17 protein-coding genes and 1 riboswitch are annotated in these 19,570 nt (G+C 48.5%); of the genes, 7 read left to right on the forward strand and 10 right to left on the reverse strand.

The genetic code is table 11. The features are described from left to right. Positions 1-6: 6 nt before the first annotated feature. Positions 7-723 carry a DUF3105 domain-containing protein gene (locus GC096_RS08910; RefSeq protein ID WP_171629893.1) on the reverse strand — a complete coding sequence of 239 codons (717 nt, stop codon included), beginning with the start codon at positions 721-723 and terminating at the stop codon, positions 7-9. Between the two features lie 210 nt (positions 724-933). Then, positions 934-1,043, forward strand: a riboswitch (TPP riboswitch). A 139-nt stretch (positions 1,044-1,182) separates the two neighbouring features. Here GC096_RS08910 and GC096_RS08915 point away from each other — a divergent pair. From GC096_RS08915 to GC096_RS08925, 3 genes are read left to right on the forward strand one after another with little or no spacing between them, the layout of a single operon-like run. Then, positions 1,183-1,779: an ECF transporter S component gene (locus GC096_RS08915; RefSeq protein ID WP_171629894.1), complete on the forward strand. Its 597-nt coding sequence runs from the start codon at positions 1,183-1,185 to the stop codon at positions 1,777-1,779. A gap of 4 nt (positions 1,780-1,783) precedes the next feature. Then, entirely contained in the window at positions 1,784-3,283 is a 1,500-nt protein-coding gene (locus GC096_RS08920; RefSeq protein WP_171629895.1) for an ABC transporter ATP-binding protein, read from the forward strand. Next, complete coding sequence (locus GC096_RS08925) at positions 3,274-4,071, forward strand: energy-coupling factor transporter transmembrane component T family protein (RefSeq protein WP_171629896.1); 798 nt, start codon at positions 3,274-3,276, stop codon at positions 4,069-4,071. Before GC096_RS08920 ends, GC096_RS08925 begins: the two co-directional genes overlap by 10 nt. Positions 4,072-4,115: 44 nt before the next feature. On the opposite strand, the gene GC096_RS08930 is transcribed toward GC096_RS08925, so the two are convergent. After that, positions 4,116-4,511 carry a YuzC family spore coat inner layer protein gene (locus GC096_RS08930; protein ID WP_171629897.1) on the reverse strand — a complete coding sequence of 132 codons (396 nt, stop codon included), beginning with the start codon at positions 4,509-4,511 and terminating at the stop codon, positions 4,116-4,118. Positions 4,512-4,628: 117 nt separating this feature from the next. Next, a complete protein-coding gene (locus GC096_RS08935; RefSeq protein ID WP_171629898.1) occupies positions 4,629-5,996 on the reverse strand; it encodes an S-layer homology domain-containing protein in 1,368 nt (455 codons plus the stop codon). A 229-nt stretch (positions 5,997-6,225) separates the two neighbouring features. Here GC096_RS08935 and GC096_RS08940 point away from each other — a divergent pair, with 229 nt between their 5' ends. The 3 genes from GC096_RS08940 (at position 6,226) to GC096_RS08950 (ending at position 9,631) form a co-directional block, all read left to right on the forward strand. Then, positions 6,226-6,942: a FadR/GntR family transcriptional regulator gene (locus GC096_RS08940; protein WP_171629899.1), complete on the forward strand. Its 717-nt coding sequence runs from the start codon at positions 6,226-6,228 to the stop codon at positions 6,940-6,942. 105 nt (positions 6,943-7,047) lie between these two features. Further along, positions 7,048-8,274: an MFS transporter gene (locus tag GC096_RS08945; RefSeq protein WP_246302654.1), complete on the forward strand. Its 1,227-nt coding sequence runs from the start codon at positions 7,048-7,050 to the stop codon at positions 8,272-8,274. A gap of 706 nt (positions 8,275-8,980) precedes the next feature. Then, entirely contained in the window at positions 8,981-9,631 is a 651-nt protein-coding gene (locus GC096_RS08950; protein WP_312886226.1) for a nitroreductase family protein, read from the forward strand. On the opposite strand, the gene GC096_RS08955 is transcribed toward GC096_RS08950, so the two are convergent. Next, complete coding sequence (locus tag GC096_RS08955) at positions 9,632-10,987, reverse strand: sensor histidine kinase (RefSeq protein ID WP_171629901.1); 1,356 nt, start codon at positions 10,985-10,987, stop codon at positions 9,632-9,634. Further along, positions 10,984-11,676 carry a response regulator transcription factor gene (locus GC096_RS08960; protein WP_171629902.1) on the reverse strand — a complete coding sequence of 231 codons (693 nt, stop codon included), beginning with the start codon at positions 11,674-11,676 and terminating at the stop codon, positions 10,984-10,986. Before GC096_RS08960 ends, GC096_RS08955 begins: the two co-directional genes overlap by 4 nt. A gap of 155 nt (positions 11,677-11,831) precedes the next feature. On the opposite strand from GC096_RS08960, the gene GC096_RS08965 reads away from it, so the two are divergent. Beyond that, entirely contained in the window at positions 11,832-12,341 is a 510-nt protein-coding gene (locus GC096_RS08965; RefSeq protein WP_171629903.1) for a DUF2269 family protein, read from the forward strand. 270 nt (positions 12,342-12,611) lie between these two features. On the opposite strand, the gene GC096_RS08970 is transcribed toward GC096_RS08965, so the two are convergent. The 5 genes from GC096_RS08970 to GC096_RS08990 form a co-directional block, all read right to left on the reverse strand. Beyond that, the gene (locus tag GC096_RS08970) at positions 12,612-13,520 is read right to left on the reverse strand and encodes a pseudouridine-5'-phosphate glycosidase (protein ID WP_171629904.1); all 909 of its coding nucleotides are present in this window, start codon (positions 13,518-13,520) and stop codon (positions 12,612-12,614) included. Positions 13,521-13,524: 4 nt separating this feature from the next. Continuing rightward, positions 13,525-14,655 carry a carbohydrate kinase gene (locus GC096_RS08975; protein ID WP_171629905.1) on the reverse strand — a complete coding sequence of 377 codons (1,131 nt, stop codon included), beginning with the start codon at positions 14,653-14,655 and terminating at the stop codon, positions 13,525-13,527. 143 nt (positions 14,656-14,798) lie between these two features. Then, entirely contained in the window at positions 14,799-15,203 is a 405-nt protein-coding gene (locus GC096_RS08980; protein ID WP_171629906.1) for a hypothetical protein, read from the reverse strand. A gap of 170 nt (positions 15,204-15,373) precedes the next feature. After that, positions 15,374-17,974, reverse strand: a complete 2,601-nt coding sequence (locus tag GC096_RS08985) for an Ig-like domain-containing protein (protein WP_171629907.1) — start codon at positions 17,972-17,974, stop codon at positions 15,374-15,376. Positions 17,975-18,161: 187 nt separating this feature from the next. Beyond that, on the reverse strand, positions 18,162-19,451 hold the full coding sequence (locus GC096_RS08990) for a glycoside hydrolase family 18 protein (RefSeq protein ID WP_171629908.1): 1,290 nt from the start codon (positions 19,449-19,451) through the stop codon (positions 18,162-18,164). Positions 19,452-19,570: the final 119 nt, after the last annotated feature.

Consider the following 19,570-nt stretch of genomic DNA (forward strand, 5'->3'; position numbering starts at 1 on the left):
AAATAATTACATCGTTCCGCCGCCCAGACGCACGTTAGCAGGAATTTGCTCGGGGCCTTTGTTGATATAGTCGTGAATGAACGTACCAACACTAGCTTCATCGAATTTGGCGAGTGACATTGTTTTCGTCCAAGCCGTAACCACGACCTCTTGATCGGCCGGCACATCGACATTGGGAACTGCTAGCACACCAGCACCAGCCGTCTTGAAGTGGGTCAAGTAGTCAAGGCGATCTTTCAGTTCCTTCGGTGCATCGGGATGGTAATGGATGATGATATCCCCATGCTCCAAGTTGTGGACAAGCATCTCGTAACCAGGTCTTTCCTTATAGAAACCGAATTTCAAATCATGAGGACTATGCGTACCTGAAGTAGGGATTTTCATCTCGTACATCAAAGTGCCATCTTTATGATCGCGTCCGTAATCCTTATCTGTTGTGACCTGAATGTTGGCATGGAAATTAAGCTTATCTAGGCTATACTTGCCTGCGGAGCTTTGAATAAGTGAAGTACCGACGCTGCCGAGAGCGATAATGAGCAAGGCGTGTGAAAGAAGAAGCCAAGTTTTATGTTTCTTTTTTAAGGCTTGCTTTTCAGCCTTTTTCAACCGCGAGGTGTTGTCTTTGTTTATTCTTGCTGCGAGTACATAACCAATGATAGCTGCAATGAATAGAGCTAGTCCGATATAGAGCAATATGGTCATCATTTCAATCCCTTTCTGCATGTGGAATCATCCACCCTGAATAAGTTTCTTTGTTAAAAAATAATGAGGACACTACAAATTGTAGTTTTTCTATGGGGTGGAAGTCAACTTCTAATGTTATCCTGATTTTGGCATGTTACTAGTGCAGACTGAGCATGGGGAAGCTTCTCTGTTTCTTTGGGAAAAAAAGGATTGCCAAAGAGCAGATAATCCGCTACAGTTAAGCCAAATGAATAGCAACACGGGTGCTTGATGAAGTCAGGCTGAGATAGTGGCCCAATGCCACTGACCGTTAATCTGATCTGGATAATGCCAGCGTAGAGACCTGATGTGCTTTTTTATGCACAAATGTTCAAGCCTGCCGGTATTCCGGCGGGCTTTTTTTGTCCTTAAGGGGCAAAAGAGACCATGTATCCAAGGTTGGCGTGTTCGCCTATCTCATTGACAAATACGAATTGGGAAAAAGGAGTCGAGAAGAAGATGGAGCAAAAGGAAGCAAGTAAAAAAGGGTTGAAGCTGACAGATATTTTGATCACGATTGTCATTTCAGCCGTGTTTGGCGTGATTTATCGGATATGGGGACCGATCTATGATCTTATGAAGCCGCTAGGGTTACATGCGGAACAGTTGAGCTATGGCATGTGGTTCATGGCTGCGACGTTCGCGTTCCTCGTGATTCGTAAACCAGGTGTTGCCCTGTTGGCTGAAGCTGCAGCCGCAACGATTGAGGCCTTGTATGGCGGTCATTGGGGCGTGTCGACACTCGTCTTTGGATTGCTGCAAGGGCTTGGTGCTGAGCTGGTGTTCGCGGCTTTCCGTTATCGTCGCACCAATGTGGGAGTGACGATTCTTGCCGCTTTCGCTTCCGCGATCATGTCCATTTTTGTGGATACGTACTATGGCTATATCGATCAGCTGGCATTTTGGAATTATATATTATTCATTGGTCTACGGTTACTGGGCAGTGCTTTGATCGCAGGTGTATTCGCCTACTATTTGACAGGTGCTTTATCCCGCACAGGTGTATTGAATCTGATTCGTCCAGTTTCCAAAAAAGATTACGACGTACTGGGGTAACGAGATGAGCGAAGGAATGAGCGTTACGAATCTACGGTTAAAATATCCCGGCGATGACGCCCCCCTGATCTTTCAGGGGGTTTCCTTTTCCATCGAGCGGGGTGAGAAGGTACTGCTGTTGGGACCTAGCGGTTGTGGCAAATCGACCCTGCTTCAGGTGTTGAGCGGAATTGTCCCGGACATGATTGAGCTACCGCTCAAAGCGGATGAAATTCGCAGGCCTAGCCGGTGGGGGTATGTGTTTCAAGATCCGGATACACAGTTCTGTATGCCTTATATTGACGAAGAAATCGCATTCGTGTTGGAAAATCAGGAGGTGCCGCGGGAAGATATGCCTGCGCGCATCCGGTATTACTTGGATTTGGTCGGGTTGTATGTGCCTGATGCGCATACGTTGATTAGTACGCTGTCCCAAGGGATGAAGCAGCGGTTAGCGATTGCAAGTGTGCTGGCGCTTGAGCCAGAGGTGCTCTTTCTCGATGAGCCGACGGCTCTGTTGGATGATGAGGGTACGAAGCAGGTATGGGACACGATTCGAGCCATTAGCGGGGACAAAACGCTCCTCATTGTCGAGCACAAAATTAGCGGGATGCTGGATTTGCTCGATCGTTTGATCATCCTGACACCAGAAGGCAAGGTACTGGCCGATGGACCGCCGCTTGCCATGTTTGAGGCTTACAAAGAGCAAATGAGGGAATACGGCATTTGGTATCCCGAGGTATGGGAGGATTACGCCAAGGCGAATCCGCAGGCGACAGTGAAGGGAGACGATGAAGGGAATAGCCAGCCCACAAGTGGGGCAACGCTGACACCCGTTATGGTCTTCCAGGATTTCGTCGGTGTTCGCGGGGGGCAGATCAGGACCTCTGTGGATAACTTTAGCGTTTATCCAGGGGAATGGATCACCGTTGTCGGTGCCAACGGTGCTGGCAAAAGCTCGCTCCTCCTCGCGATCATGCGGCTCATCCCAACCCGCGGAAGCTGTCTGATCGCGGGCGTGAAGGGCAACAAAGTCGAGCACCTTGCGGAGCAAGTCGGCTTTGTGTTCCAGAACCCTGAGTTCCAGTTCGTCACGAACTCCGTGGAGGAAGAGCTGACCTACGGCTTGCCAGAGGGTCAGCCGAGGAACGGGCAGTGGGCAGCGGCTGAGCTGCTGCTCCGGGAATACGACCTGCTCGCGCTGCGCGAGCGGCACCCGTTCCAGCTCTCGCTGGGCCAGAAGCGCAGGCTTAGCGTGGCGTCCGCGATGGTTCGCGGGCCACGCATCCTGCTGCTGGATGAGCCCACCTTCGGGCTCGATGCGCGCGGCACGCTGCGCATGCTCGAGCAGCTGGAGCGGCTGCGTGCCAGCGGGACTGTGATCGTGATGGTGACACACGATCACGAGATCGTCCAGCGCTGGGCAACGCGCGTCTGGCAGGTCGAGGCCGGGCGCGTAACGGAAGTCGCGCACGTACCCACTGTTCATGCTGTCCCAGGAGGTGAGCCGCTGCTATGCAAATAACGTTCAGCTTTCGTGAAACGTGGCTGCATCGGGTAAACCCAGGTGTGAAGCTTATCTTGTCGATTCTGCTATTTATTGTGGTTGTCTTCACCCATAATCTCAACATGATGCTATTCCTGACGATAGGCGCCTTGCTTCCACTGGCGCTATTATCCGGACATCCTACGAAGAGACTGCTGCTCTATGCGTCGCCATTTCTGCTGATTTTCGTGTCCTCCACAGCGGGCATGATGATGTTCGGTATCGGGGAGACGGAATGGTTTCATCTTGGGATCATTCGAATTACCGAGGAAAGCTTCTACCGCGGGATCCATCTTGGTTTGCGCGGCATCCAGGTTGCCTCCGTCGGCTTGCTGTTCAGCTTGACCACGCGGCCTGTCGCGTTGTTCTATGCGATGATGCAGCACTGGAAGGTCGCGCCGAAGTATGCGTACAGCTTCCTGGCAGCGCTGCGCATGCTGCCGGTCATCCTAGAGGAGCTGCAGACGCTTCGCTATGCGCTCAAGGTTAGGGGCAAGCGTCAACAGCAGAATCCGCTGACATCGTGGTATACCACGATGCGGATGATCGCCATTCCGCTGCTGGCTCAAAGCATTCGCCGTGCCCACCGGACGGCGGTGGCGATGGAAGCGAAGCGTTTTTCGATGAGTCGTAAACGCACGTATTATTATGTATCTTCCTACTCGATGTTAGATATATATTACATTCTCTACTGGGTCATGCTCATTGCAGCATCCTATTGGCTCGCGGTTACGTGGCCGCTGCTTAACAGTGTAGATGTGCGTTGAAAGAAGAGCAACCCTACTCGCGGTAACGAGGCGGGTTGCTTTTTTTATTCGCCCCATTTGAGCATGAGCGTGACTCGGCAGCATTGATTTGCGGTTATGCGGGGACCAACCACGAATTGTATGGCACTGGGGGAGTAGCTAGTTTCGATGGTGGAATCACTACCGAAGGTTTTAACAATACGATCGACTTCTTTTTGGTTGCCGTTCTGAGCATTCGTCATTAATTGACGAGCGATCTCTGGGTCTGTGAGCTTTTTGACGACGATAGAAGCATCTTTTAACAGGTGCTCCGAGGCAACGACGGAGGTAGAAAGCATTTTGGTATTAACTGGGGGAAAGTTGCGGTCCCACGCCCAGTAAGGTGCATAGTGGTAGGGGTGAGCAGGATATAAATGATACTGAGCTGGGGGATAGGTATAAAAGGTTGGGTCGTTGTACATCGAGACCGACCCCTTTCTGTAAAATGATGAGCACTAGCAATATATGTAAGAGATGGGCTAGTGTGCGTCCCCATACAAAAAAGCTCCCCGGAAGGGGAGCTGCTGCATTCGTTCAACTTATCTTGTTAGTGTAACGTAGCTTGTCACTTTGACGCCCGATGCTGAAACGGCAGTAAGTTCAAAACTGGTTACATTACCCGTTACCTTTACAGTACCATCAGGATCGACCGAGACCGAGCCAACCGTGGAGCCGGCTTCCCCGCGCACATCATTCGTAATAAATAAAGTGCCTAGAGCAAAGTTATAATTGCGGATGTCGAGGTCTTCATATTTGTTTCCATAGTTATCTGTAGCCGTAAGATCCATGGCTGTGTATGCGTCGAAATTAGCTTTGTACACATTGTCACCAACACTCATTGTCATAGGTTCAGTAATGGAAGTTTCACCCGCTGTCAATGTCTTCACACTCACAGAAGTGCTTTCGACAGTTACGCTAACATGCAGTTGTTTGGCTTCCCCATTCCCAACTTGCACAATAAGACTTACGTCCGTAGTACCGGGTTTGTTACCCAGCACGTAGGCACGATGATCAGAGGTAAGGCCTACTTTAGCAATGCTAGGATCTAAGGAGACAACAGACTGTACAATGCCAGGAGTCGCAATTTCTTCACCAGCAGAGTTTGTTAATTTGATTTTGATCTCTTTGGCAAATTTACTTAGCGTAGGATCTTCGGCAATCGTTTTGGTGATAGTACCTGTAGCGGAGCTAGTCAATCCACTATCAATAACGCTGCCCAAACGGTAATCACCTACAACCGAAACATTGCTTGGGTTAGACGGTGTTACAACAGGCGGTTTCTGAGCGTTGAAAGCATCTTGAGCCCCGTACGAGCTAACTACGAGATCCTCACGTGTCGCGGCTTGATCGCCAGCTTTGCTAGTTGGATGAATACCAAGTGCAGTTGCCTGCTTAACCGCATCGGTGTACCAAGGCGAGCTTGCCATCGAAACCGTTTTTCCTAATCCTTTAAGAAGAACGGTATCTAATTGAGCCGCTGTAACCGATTCACCAGGCTGGAAAGTTGTATCTGTCACGCCGTCGATCAGACCAGCTTTTTTGGCCGCTTCAATATAAGGGATCGCCCAACCGTTAGCCGCGTCGTCTGCATGAACATCCGTGAAGCTGGACACGTTAAGCGTAAGATCAACCGGGATATTGTAGATTTTCGTAGCTACTTTAGCGAATTGCGCACGCGTCATATTTTGTGAGATTCCGAAAGTTGTACCCGAAACGCCTTCAAAAATGCCATCAGCGATCATACGATCGATTTTCGTTTTCAAAGCTGCGTTACTTCCAGCCAAATCTGTAAAATCAGCGCTTGTTTTAACCGCAGCGGAGGCAGGTTGAACAAGTGTCAAAGAAGCGAATAATGAAAATGCCATGGCAGTCGTGGAGATGAGTGTAAGTTTTTTGTTTGATTTCATATAGGAATGGCCCCCTTGGCATAATTAGAATTTTGTGTTCTAGCAATCTAGTGGACTAGTATTTCACGTGCTTGTCTTGTTGCTATAACTATAGCTTGCCTGATCATCTACGTCATTGTCAAATTTCTGGCAGTCTCGATAGAAGAGTGCTAAATTTATGTTGAATTTAAATAAAGAATAGAAAAACAATTCGCGTCTGTGTTATACTCGCCATACAGGAGATGATCAGATGAATGCGAAGGTTTCTTTCCAAACACTCCGCCGTCCCAAACTTGTGGATGATGTTGTGACCCAGCTGCAGAAGAAAATTTCAGATGGCGAGCTGAAAATGGGCGATAAGATTCCGACGGAGCCGGAATTAATGGAACAGTTCGGCGTCGGCCGCTCCACCATTCGTGAAGCTGTGAGGGTTCTTGTGCATGCGGGATTGCTGGAGAAGAAGCAAGGCTTCGGCACCTTTCTAACGGGGCATTCCGATGCAGCGATGCAAGAACCGCTAGTTCACCGACTGCGTCGAGCGGAAATTTTGGAAGTCTACGAAGTCAGAAAAATGCTCGAGCTCGAAATATCCAGACTAGCTGCAGAACGTCGCGACGAAGCCGATTTGGCTCAGATGAGTGAAGCGTTGGATCAACGGTTGCAGGCGCTGGATCGAGGGGATACGAATGCTTATTTAGCTGCTGACATGGTTTTTCATCAGGCAGTCGCGGTTGCGAGCAAAAATAGCATTGTTGTCGATTTGTATCGCTCATTTTCAGCAGTCATGTTGGAAGCTCTGACGAATTTAGTAAAGGATGAGCAGGTTCACGATCACCATCATCTTTATCATGTGAATGTGTATCAAGCGATCCGAGATAAGGATGTTGCCGCTGCGGAGCATTGGACACTTCAGAATCTGGAGAGCACCGTTCAGCAGGTCAAAAAGTTTCTTCAGCAGGACAATTAGATTAAACGTAAAGAGTAAGATTATGAAGAAGAGGGGAGCGGGAGTCATCCTTGCCTTTCCCATGATTTTAAACGTCAGATGATATGATGATAAGGAGTAATGTTCATGCAAACAGCAACAGGTACAGTTTCTGCTACAAATTCAGCACAGACACAGGCACGTACGGTATATGCCATTTTATTTTCGATCAGCTTAGTGCATTTATTAAATGATGCGATTCAATCGGTTATTCCCGCGATTTTCCCGATTTTGCATGACTCCTTGCAGTTAAGCTTTACGCAAATCGGTTGGATCGCCTTCACACTCAACGTGACAGCTTCCTTGTTCCAGCCCTTAATCGGGTTGTATACCGACGCGAGGCCGAAGCCCTATTTACTGCCAATTGGCGTGATTTTCTCGCTATTTGGTATTGTCGTACTGGCCTATGCGGGAACATTCTCGCATGTGATCATGGCCGTAATTCTGGTTGGCCTAGGCTCATCCGTGCTGCATCCAGAGTCTTCGCGGGTCGCCTTCTTAGCTGCGGGTCCTCGTAGAGGGCTGGCGCAGTCGATTTTCCAAACAGGCGGGAACATTGGTCAGGCTTTGGCACCTATTTTTACAGCACTTATTTTTGTACCGTTAGGTCAGTTCGGGATTATTTGGTTTACTTTTGCAGCGGCAGCGGGGATCGTAGTTCAGATATTTGTGGCAAAATGGTACCAAGGCGCGTTAGTCGCACGTTCCGCTGTTCGTAAAACGGCTTCGGTGAAGAAGCCTTTGCCAAAGAAAACAGTCGCCTACGCGCTAGGTATTCTGATCATGCTGCTCTTTTCCAAATTCGTTTATGTGGCGAGTATGACAGGGTTCTACGCGTTTTATTTGATGGACCATTTTGGAGTCACGACAGGGAAAGCGCAGCTCATTATTTTCACCCTATTGGCAGCTGGGGCTGTGGGGACATTTATGGGTGGCCCTTTGGCGGACCGATTCGGTAGACGAAATATGATCTGGTTCTCCATCTTGGGAACAGCGCCGTTCTCTTTGCTGCTTCCATTTGTAAACTTGTTCTGGTCAGCGGTTCTATGTGCATGCATCGGATTCATTCTGTTGTCCGGTTTCTCCGTAATCGTGGTCTATGCGCAGGAGTTGCTGCCTGGCAAGGTTGGTACGGTATCAGGATTATTCTTCGGACTAGCGTTTGGTCTAGGCGGCATTGGTTCGGCGGTGTTGGGGACGTTGGCGGATGCGACAAGTATCGGTTTCGTGATTCGGCTTTGCGCGTACTTGCCGTTGCTCGGACTATTTGCAGCCTTCCTACCTACGGATAAAAAACTAAATATGACGAGCTAGTCGCGAAGAAGCAGTGCCCCATTGAGAATGATAATTATCCTCATTTACTAACTTTTAATTAACTACTTTACAAATGTAAGTGAGTTGGATATAATAAACCCAACAAGATTACATTTGGAGGAGGCAGCGATTATGGGTAAATGTGCATGCGGAAACACACAAAACGGTGAGGGCAACTGCGACGGTTCACACGCTAAAAAAGACAAATAAGGTTTGGCACACATAGAGGATTTACATAAAGACTCCGACGAGGTTAGACTCGTTGGGGTCTTTTTTGTGCGTTTTTTAGGGGGAGGAAATTTTTGGGAGAGCAAGCTTCCCGCGGGTGCTGCACCGTATGCGAGTTGTAGCGGCTGAAGGGAATTGGCGAGGTGAGGATGAGCGAGTGGGCTCCTCGTTTAACTGGAAAATCTACAGCTAATTTCACGTTCTGCAGGTAAAAATCATGATTAGATGGAAAAAGGGTAGTTAATTTTGACATATCCGCCATTTTCGCTGGAAACGAGTGGAATTACCTACATGTTATCCAGCTATTTCGTAAAATCGGGGGAACCGTGCTGATTTAACTGTACGTTTTCCATCTATCCTCGAGGGAGTTCAAATACTAGCTACTTGGACACCATCCCCCCTTGCAACTATCACTCGCACAAGCTAGCTAGGTTATTGACGCATCATGTTGACTATTTAAAGGGAGGCTTATCAAAAATTGAAAATAGCCATGGGAACATGTACATTAGATTTAGATATGAATGGAATGGGAGTGGAACACATGGATGTGAAAGAAGCGATTCGCCAGCGGCGCAGTATTGGGAAACTCAAGCAGGATCCCATCGAGCACGCACTGATTGAAGAGATTTTGGAAGCTGCTGTCTGGGCACCGAATCACGCGAATACGGAACCTTGGCGGTTCTGGGTGATGTCGGGCGAGGGCAGAAAGCTGTTGGGACGAGGCTATGCCGAAGTCGCCATTGCGGAAGCGAAGTCAGGCGCAGATGCTGAGCTGTCTGAGGAAGAAGAAGAGCAGCTGCGCAGCAACAATGAGAAAAAAGCCTTGCGAGCTCCGCTCGTAATTGCAGTAGCCGTTTCACCGGCGGAGAAGCCAGTTGTACCCGTGATAGAGGAATATGCAGCTGTTCACTGCGCCGTACAGAATATGATGCTAGCCGCACACGCACTGGGCTTAGGCACCATCTGGCGGACTGGCGATCCGACGTATCATCCGAAAATGCAAGAGAACTTCGGTCTCTCAGGCAAAGAAGAGATGGTCGGCTTTATCTACATTGGTTATCCGGAAGTTATTCCAACGAAGGCAGCGCGTGTCCCTTTTGCCTTAAAAACGCAATGGGTAACGGAGTAACTACTCCGAAGCAGTACGCTTGTTGAAGGGAAGTGAAACTGTGAATACAGAGCCTTCCCCCAGCTGGCTGCTCACTTCGATGGTCCCTTCATGGGCCAAAATCAATTGTTTGGCGATAGCGAGACCAAGCCCCATACCGCCGCTATTACGGGCACGCGCTTCATCCATCCGGTAGAAACGCTCAAATAGGAAGGGCAGATGCGAAGCATCGATGCCCATACCTGTATCGCGAACGGAGAAATGAAGGTGCTGGTCGCCTTGCCTTTCAATAAGGACTTCGACCTCACCACCCTCCGCATACCGAATGGCATTGGTCAGCAGGTTATAGAACACTTGGGTCATGCGATGAGAATCGACCCACAGCACGGTATTCTCAGCAGTACTATGAAGCGAGAGTTTCACATCTTTACGCTGTGCATCCGGCGCGAAATGGTCAACGACGCGCTCAAGAAGACGAAGCATATCAACAGGCTTCCGCTCTAGCGGAAGCTTTTTGGCTTCTGCCAGCGATAGCTGATGCAGGTCATCAACGAGCCGTGTTAAGCGTATGAGCTCATCCTGCAGCGGTAGTAACTCCTCTGGTGGAAGGGGCCGCGCCTCCTGCTGGAGTAGTTCAAGTTTACCGCTGATGATGGTCAGCGGTGTTCGCAGCTCATGTGCCACATCAGCGGCCATGTTCCGGCGCAAAGACTCTGCTTGCTCTAGCTGTGCAGACATCACATTAAAAGATTCAGCCACCTTGCCATACTCATCCTGACTAGTCACAGGCGCTTGAATGCCGTATTCTCCTTTGCCCAATCGATCCAGCACAGGAATGAGCGCCCGAAGAGGGGCTGTTAGCCGGTGAGCGAGCCAATAGATCAGGAACAGGGAAACTAGCACGAAGACGAAGGTCCCGATGATGAGGAGAAAACGGGTGGAGCTGAGAACGCCGATGCGCAACTGAGATATCACTTCAGCACCTGCATCATGATAAATCAGCGTACCAATCCGCCTTCCGCCCAACATGAGGGTGCTTCGAATCCCGAATGTCTGAACTCTTTTGGAAGGAGTATCCCCACTCGTTAACACAACATGGGAATCGGCAGCCATCAGAATCACACTCACATCTTTTTCCCCCATCATCTTCGGAAGGTGAGCCGCCCAATAAGTTTCAATACCTGTCCAAGTGTCTCCGTTCGTTTGGTAGAACTGTTGGAGAGACTGGGAGATTTCCCCGATCTCATCCTGACGTGAGGCTTCAACCATCACCTGCAGCACATCCCGCATCAAGAACTGCGTGACCACCGCAAAGATGACGCCCATCCCCACAATAAAGGTAATCATCATGATAAATAGCTTACGCCGTACACTCATAGCCGATCACCGAATCGATACCCAAACCCATATACCGTTTGCACAAAAAGAGGGGAAGAGGGATTGTCCTCTATTTTCTTTCTCAGATGACTAATGTGCGCATCTACTGTACGTTCATCATTTAGAAAATCATCCGCCAATGCGCTTTGCAGCAATTGTAGGCGACTGTATACGATCCCTGGTCTTGCGGCCAGAGTAAGGAGCAGCTTAAACTCCGTTGGTGTGAGTGAGATCTCTTGGCCCCGTTTACGTACTAAGCATTTCGCTTCATGAATCGCCAAATCGCCACGTTGAAGCTCTTCGACTTCGCCCTCTTCATGGACTGCGAGCCTTCTCAGCACCGAACGAATTCGCGCAGTTAGCTCACGCAAGGAAAAAGGTTTCGTTAAATAGTCATCGGCGCCGACCTCTAGCCCCACGATTTTGTCCGTTTCATCCGTTCTCGCTGTCACCATGATAATTCCAATATGACTGGATCCGCTGCGCAAACGTCGACAAACCTCGATTCCACTCATTTCTGGCAGCATCCAATCTAGCACCACGAGTGCAGGTTTATGTTCATTGGCAAGTGCCAAAGCTTGCATTCCTGTTGTAGCTGTAACAATATGAAAGCCTTCCTGACGTAAGTAGGGCTCCATGAATTCAAGCACCTGCCGCTCATCATCGACGAGTAAAAGCGTGTGTGTCATGCGAATAATCCTCATTTCCGTAACGAAGTAAGCTTAGTATACCTTTACTCTACCTGCTTGTGGGGACATTCATCCAAATCGCAACGCATCTTCACAAGTTCGCAACATGATGCAGGTATAATGCTCCTTAGTTAACCACTTAGGGAGGATTATTGATGAAAAAATTAAGTCCAGTCGGCATGAAATGGTTGAAAATTGTGCATATATCGCTTGTTGCCTTATTTTTTGGCGGCATTATGAGTTCCTTAGCTTTGAATATGGGCATCCGTCTTGCGACATATGAAGATACGTTAGCTACGTACAAAAAGATTATTGTTCTTAGCGACATGATTATCCGAACAGGGGCGGTGGGGACGCTGCTTGTAGGTTTTCTGTATGGCTTTCTAACGAGCTGGGGATTTTTCAAGCATCGGTGGGTCACTGTGAAATGGATTCTTTTTGTCGGACAGACCATCATTGGCATATTCGTTGTGGATAAGTTGATGCTGGCCAATATGACACTCTTAGAGACAGAGAAAGCGCTGGCACTGACCAATCCGGAGTTTCTGCATAACCAGACGCTGCGTCAATATGCGATCTACTTCCAAGTCGCTGTCACGGTGTTCATACTTTGTATTTCGGTGTTCCGGCCTTGGAAAAAGAAGAGGCAGGCTGTTGCAAGCTAATGTAGCAACCGTCTGAAGGACAGTATGCTAGAGATACGGAACGAGAGGACGCTATTTGTGGAAAAACAGATGTTTTCCTGAAGTTGCGGAACGAGGTTCTGCTATTTCACCACAAACATGCTTAATTAGCCGAAAAAGCTCACAATAAAGCCCTGACGTTCCTTAACTTTCGGAAAAGGACTCATTGTGATCAAATAGCGGAGCTACGTTCCGTTAGATCCCCAGAATTACAAAAAAAACTCGCCCCCCCACACGGGGAGCGAGTCTATTCTAGTTCTTCAGCGCAACCGCAATCCTTGCGGCGGTTTGCGCATTGTGATAAACGAGCGCGATGTTCGTCTCCAGGCTGCGCCCCTCCGTCAGCTGCTTAATCCGCGCTAGCAAGAACGGCGTGACCTTCTTCCCGGTCACGTTCTGCTCTTTGGCCTCATTCAGCGCCTGCTGGATGACGGCCTCGATTTCAGCATGGTCCATGGCGGATTCCGCCGGGACCGGGTTGGCGATGATGGCGCCGCCATTCAGGCCTAGCTCCCACTTCGTGCGGAGCATAGCGGCTACGTCAGCCGCCTCATCGAGGCGGAAGTCTACGCCATAGCCGCTTTCGCGGGCGTAGAAGGACGGGAACTCGCTCGTTTGGTAACCAACCACGGGCACGCCGTGGGTTTCCAAGTACTCGAGCGTGCGTCCAATGTCGAGGATCGATTTCACGCCGGCGCAGACGACAGCGACGTTGGTCGCCGCCAGCTCCGTCAAATCAGCGGAGACGTCCATGGAGCTTTCTCCCTCGCGGTGGACACCGCCAATGCCGCCGGTAGCGAATACTTCGATGCCAGCAAGGGCAGCGCCGATCATCGTCGCAGATACCGTGGTCGCACCGATTTTGCCAGAGGAGAGGATGTACGGGAAGTCGCGGCGGCTTACTTTTTCCACATGGCCGTTCGTTGCAAAAGCTTCAAGCTCCTGCTCGTTTAAGCCAATCTTGATTTTACCATCCATAATGCCGATTGTTGCCGGTACAGCACCGTTATCGCGGATAATTTGCTCCACTTTTTTAGCCATTTCAATATTTTGCGGGTAAGGCATGCCATGAGAAATAATCGTCGTTTCCAATGCCACGATCGGTTTATTGTTCGCGAGAGCTTCCTTCACTTCATCGGTAAAAGTTAAATATGAGTTCATGTGTTTAGTCTCCTTTAGTCATGGTGTTAATCGTAAGGTGTAAGCGTTCCTCGTTCAGTTCACTGGACGTGGATTGACTAGTTTGAAGCGTAATGTGCGCAGCTGCAAGGCCGAATTCACAGGATTTCATAAACGAATGTTGATGGCTAACCCCATAGACAATACCCGCTAAGAAGGCATCACCTGCGCCTGTAACCTCAACCACCTGGGTTGGAATTGAAGGAAAGAAATGTTCGCCTTCTTCTCCAGAATAGTAGACCCCTCGGCTCCCGAGTGTAATGAAAACATGCTGTACGCCGCGGTCTCGAATCGTATTCGCAATTTTGCCATGATCAGGTTCTACATAGAACATATCAATAACGTCCTGATTCATGGATAGTGGTGTGTGGGTGAGTTGGATGGCCTCTTCTAAATTCGGGAAAATAGCCGTTACACCAGACAGATCGGTTGGAAGCTTCTTCGATTTCTCCGAGGAGACAGGATCAATGAAGAGGGGGATATTCTCCTCCTGACATCGACGAATCAGCTCTTCCAAGGTATCGCTCGGTAGATTCGTATCTGCAATCACGAGCTTGGCAGCAGCAATATGGGACCATTTATCCCGAAGCATCGCGGGTGACAATTTATCGTAGATGTCCATATTGGCAAAAGCGAGAAACATCTCCCCCGACGTATCGAGGAGTGCCGTGTAAGTTCCGGTATTCTCGCCATTCAATACGATGGCTTGGCTGACATCGACGCCTCGGCGCCTCGTTTCCTCCAGCACCCATTGGCCTGCTTTGTCGTCTCCAACTACAGTGAGGAGCGACGTTTGACAAGCTAATCCGGCCAAAGCATCAGCAATGTTGCGAGCAACGCCGCCACAAGACTCGGTTACGGTTACAGGGTTAGAGGAAGCTAGGCGGATCGCATGCTTGCTAGTGGCTTTACTGTCGAGATTGGCTCCGCCGATGCAGAAAATCATATGTTCATCAGAGGTGACATACGCTCTGCCGCGAATCGTTCCCTTTTTGGTTAAAGAGGCTATATAACCAGCAACGGCAGAGCGGGAGATCCCGATGATACCGGCCATTTCATGCTGGGAAATGAATGGATTTTGACGGATAAGCGCTAGGATTTGCTGTTCACGATCCATGCAAAGCGTCCCTCCTTCGTCGTTCTCTCCTTATTTTAACGTACAGTAAAACAAAAGTCTATCATGTAAACAAATGTTTGTTTTTCCATGCCGAAAAGCCCGTTCCCCATCAGGAACTAGGCTTCTTTCTTGGCCCAAACAAACTATTTCGAATACGAAGAGTTGGAGCGTGAACCTAGTCCGAGCAAGCCGAGTAGGCCTAATAAACCGAGGTAGCTATACCAAGGTCTCGTTTTATTTTTTGGCGTAGCAGCGACGGATTGAGCTTGCAAGGTTGTAACGTTAAACGCTGTTGGCGGTGTAATCCCATAAGCAGCAGCGTAGCCATTCAAGTTGTTAGAGGGGAGTAACCTTGTTTCCGCCCCTGGCATACCAAAGGGATTGGTTTGATACATCGTGGCAGAGCCACTCTTTAGATGCTGCAGATTGTCGGTCTGTGACACCTGTGTATTGTGATCATGGGCATGCAGGCGATATTGATGTGCACCGAGCAGCAGCGAAAAAGTAAGAAAAGAGATCGAAGCTAATTTGACAGAGCGGGTAACCATTATCCATGCCTCCAAGTATTTTGTAGATAGGGGTCATTCCGTGTAGGTAAGCATATATTCCCCTGTGAATGAGAAGTTATGCATGGAGGAGTAGGCGTGACGTTGGATGCTTTAAAAAGCAAAAAAACCGTTACCCCTAGATAACTAGGAGCAACGGTTCTGAGCATGGATTACTTCGTGACCGTCACTTGAACGGTCGTTTTCATGTTGGCAAAAGTAACGGTAATGCGTGCAGTCCCTTTGCCAGTTGCTTTAATCGTACCATCCTTGACGTCTGCATTCATGATGTTGGAAGTTGTCCAGAGTGCCGGCTTGGTCACATCTTCTTCGGATCCATCTGTATACGTAGCCAAGGCTTCTACTTTCGCTGTTTCGCCTTCTTTAAGCGTAAGTTTAACGACATTGGTCTTCAAATACTTCAAAGAATCAATTTCCACAGGAATGGATACGGTTTTACCTCCAAAGAAGCCAGTGATGGTTGTTTTCCCTGAAGCTGTTGCTGTGAAAAGTCCTTTTTCGATAGTTCCAAGTTTATAAGAAGAAACTTTCCAAGTTGCGCTATCCGTGACGTCTTTCGTTGAGCCATCGGACAAAGTTGCAGTTAATTTCAGTTGTGTTTCAGATCCGCTTTTCGTTACAAAAAAGGATTTATTCGCTGTTAAGCTATCAATCACACCGATTTCTACGGGAATAGAGATTGATTTACCTCCATAAGTTGCTGTGATGGTTGCTTTACCGCGGGCAACAGGTGTAACAAGACCCTTAGATACGGTAGCAATGCCTGTATTGCTTGACTTCCATTCGATATCGGTCGTAACGAGAACATCTTCCCCGTCGTCATTTGTTGCTGTAATTTTGATTAATCTTGTTTCATTTAAATCAAAAACCAAGCTAGTTACATTGGCTTTCAACTCACTAGCCATATCGACTTTTACTGGAATCGTAACTGTTTTGTTGTCCAGTTGAGCGGTAATTGTCGTTTCGCCGGACGCGATGGCTTTTACGACACCTTTGTCAACAGTAGCGGCTTTAACATTGCTGCTTGTCCAAATGACATCCGTAGTTACAGGTTTCTTGGTATCATCGGTATACACCGCTTCTGCAGTAAGGGTTGCCGTTTCGCCCTTTTTCATAGTTAATTTCTCTTGGCTAATCGTAAGAGTCTTCAACTCGCCTACCGAAACTTGCACAGTTGCTTTACGCGTACCGTATTCGGCAGTTACCGTAGCAGCCCCCGTAGCAATACCCGTAATGATACCGTCACGAACCTCAACAACATCTTTGTTGCTTGATGTCCATTTGGTTTTGTCATTCAGTTCGTCATCCGTGCGGCCTTTGAAATTCGCAGTCATGGTGACCGTAGTAGAGTCTCCGACTTGCATATTCACTATTTTCTTGTCTAGTGTGATGTTGGTAGGGACGTCAACTTCAACTCGGGTTGTCGTCGTTTTGCCGCCATAGGCAGCAGTTACAGTAACAACACCAGCTTTATACGTTTTGATAAGTCCATTCGTTACCGTAGCGATATTTTCATTATCTACGCTCCATACGGCTCTATCTTTTACAAGATTGTCTGTTGTGCCATCGGCATAGGTTGCAAATAACTCAAGTTGCTGAGTTTCAGTTGTTTTCAAGACAACGAGCTCGCTGCTCACGACCAAACGACGTGGAACCTCAACATCAACTTTGGCTGTGACTGTTTTATCCCCATACTTCGCAGTGATCGTTGCTTCGCCAATTGCGTTACCGATGAGCTTGCCTTTGGTTACAGAAACGATACTCTCATCGCTGGAAGTCCATTCTGCACGATCCGAAATATCCGTAGGCGTAGTGCTTGTTGGATAGGTAGCATTAAGCTTTAATGTGCCTGTTCCATTTTTCTTTAACAAAATACTTTGTTTATCTAACTCAAGTTTCTGCGTGCTATCCACATCAACCGTAATTGTCGTTGATTTGGTACCGTAGGTTGCAGTTAACGTCGCTTTCCCTACACTGTATCCGGTAATTGTTCCTTTGAGGGCATCTGCCACCTCTGGCTTGTCTGATGTCCATACCGCTTTCGTAGCTACGTTATCTTTGGTGCCATCCGGGTATGTAGCCGTTAATTCAAGCACGCTAGTCCCCTTCAGAAGTAAGGAAACATTGGATTTTTCTGCATCAAGGCGACGTACAACCTCGACATCGACATCCAAAACGATCGATTGATTCATATGAGATACCGTAATGGTCGTGCTTCCTGGGTTTTGTCCTTTAACTAGACCATTCGTCACCGTAGCGACAGAGCTGGATGCGACTGTGTAGTCTGCTTTACTTGTTACATCTGCAGAAGTACCGTCGTCATAGTAAGCTGTTATCAGCACTTGGCTCGTTCCATTGAGACGAAGGTCAAGGGCTTGTTTGTCGGTGGTTAACGATTTTACTTTTTTCGTAACGGTTACGTTAACGATGACAGTCTCTCCAAGATAGGTGGCTGTAATGACGGCTTTACCTTCTTTTTTGGCTGTCACGACACCCGCGTAGACAGATGCTACATCGGTCGTGCCGGAGTTCCAATCGGTCTTGACCGTTGCATTTTCCGTAGAGCCAGTTGTGAAAACGGCCGTTGCTGTCAGATTAGCTGTATCGCCAACCTGCAAGTTAAGCTCATTTTTGTTCAGAACTAATTTCGAAATGTCAGTCGCGGCAAAAGCACTTCCAGTGAAAATAGCCTGACTTGCAAGAATGAAAATGACAACTAGGGACAACCATTTACTTTGAGAAAACCATTTCATGCTTCATTTCCCTCCATTAAAGCTGTTGCTAGAATCTGCTTGTTGAAAATTGATATCTATTTTCATCGGCATTTCTTCGCGGAAAATGAAGGGAAATGCTTATTTAATTTGTTGAGATTTTGTTGATTATGTCGAAAAAGAGAACCCCACCATCTACACGCGCTTGCGGGAAGGGTGCTCAATGGCGTTAACCGCGTTTCACAATTTTGAAATTATCTTCAAGCAGCAGCCAGTTCTGCGGGAACTTGAGTCCAAGCTTCCAATAACTAATACCGCGAAGTCCGAGCTCTTCGATCAATCGGAACTTCGCTTGAATCGAGCGAGCGTCCTCGAACCAGACGGTGTGCTCCTTGCCCGCGTCATCCCAATAGTTAAAGTGCGGCGCTTGTGCCGTGTAGTCATATAAAATTTGCGCGTTATATTTGCGGGCTAGATCAATGGCTGCCTGTGGCGAAATCGCTTTGGCGTAGGCGCCTCCTTGGACAAAGGGCAGCGTCCAATCGTAACCGTACAAATTTTGCCCCATCATGATTTTGGAAGATGGCATTTCACTGCGTGCGTACTCCAACACTTTGCGAACAGGTCCAATAGGGGAAACGGCCATAGGCGGTCCGCCACTGTAACCCCACTCATAGGTCATGATAATGACAAAATCGACAATCTGGCCATGGGCTTTATAATCATGAGCTTCGTACCAGGCTCCTGCTTGTGTGGCACTTGTTTTTGGCGCGAGGGCAGTGGATACGAGATAGCCTTTCCGATGAAAGCGATCTACCGCTTTGCGCAGGAACTTGTTGTAAGCCTCCCGATCCGCGGGCAGTAGATGTTCAATGTCAAAATGAATATCTTTAAACCCAAGCTTATCAGCAGTGGTTTCGATGTTTTGTAGCAAACGATTTTGGACAGCTTCGTCGGTTAAGATCACATGCCCAAGTTCTGCGCTGAATTGGTCATTCTCGAGGTTGGTGACTACCATCATGAGGGTGACGCCATGCTGCTGGGCGATTTCGCGCAAATCGTTAAGCGGCGGCTGGACCAAGGTGCCATCTCGGTTAATGCGGAAGCTGAAGGGAGCTAAGTAGGTCAAATGAGGTGCGGCTTCGCGGGCAGCTTGAACGAGAACAGGTGACACATCCGTGCCTCTAGGTTCGATATAGGCATTGACTTCGGCTTGTTTGCGCGGGGTAGGGGGGATATATAATCGGAAACCGCTGGGCAAAGTTTGATATAGCGTAAGTCCATTGGCAGACGCGAGTGCTTCAAGGTCAATGCCAAGCTTTTGTGCGATTCGATAAAGGCCCTCACCAGGCTGTACCCAATAGTAGGAGCCAACAATCGGAATGACTAATGCCTGTCCGATGACTAACGATTGAGAGGGAGTTAACTCATTCGCCTCTGCGACCTCCTCGACCGACACGCCGTAGGTTTGCGAAATACGATACAACGTTTGCCCTTTTTGGACAACGTGAATTTGCATAGGTTATGCCTCCTTGAAAAAAATGACCGAGCCGCCCTACATGGTAGTCTCAGTGGCTGAAACTGACTAAAGCGCAACTGAGACACCCAAAGTGGGAGGCTCAGGAAATGGGGAGTCGG

This window comes from Paenibacillus plantarum, assembly GCF_013141695.1.
GTDB classification, from domain to species: domain Bacteria; phylum Bacillota; class Bacilli; order Paenibacillales; family NBRC-103111; genus Paenibacillus_E; species Paenibacillus_E plantarum.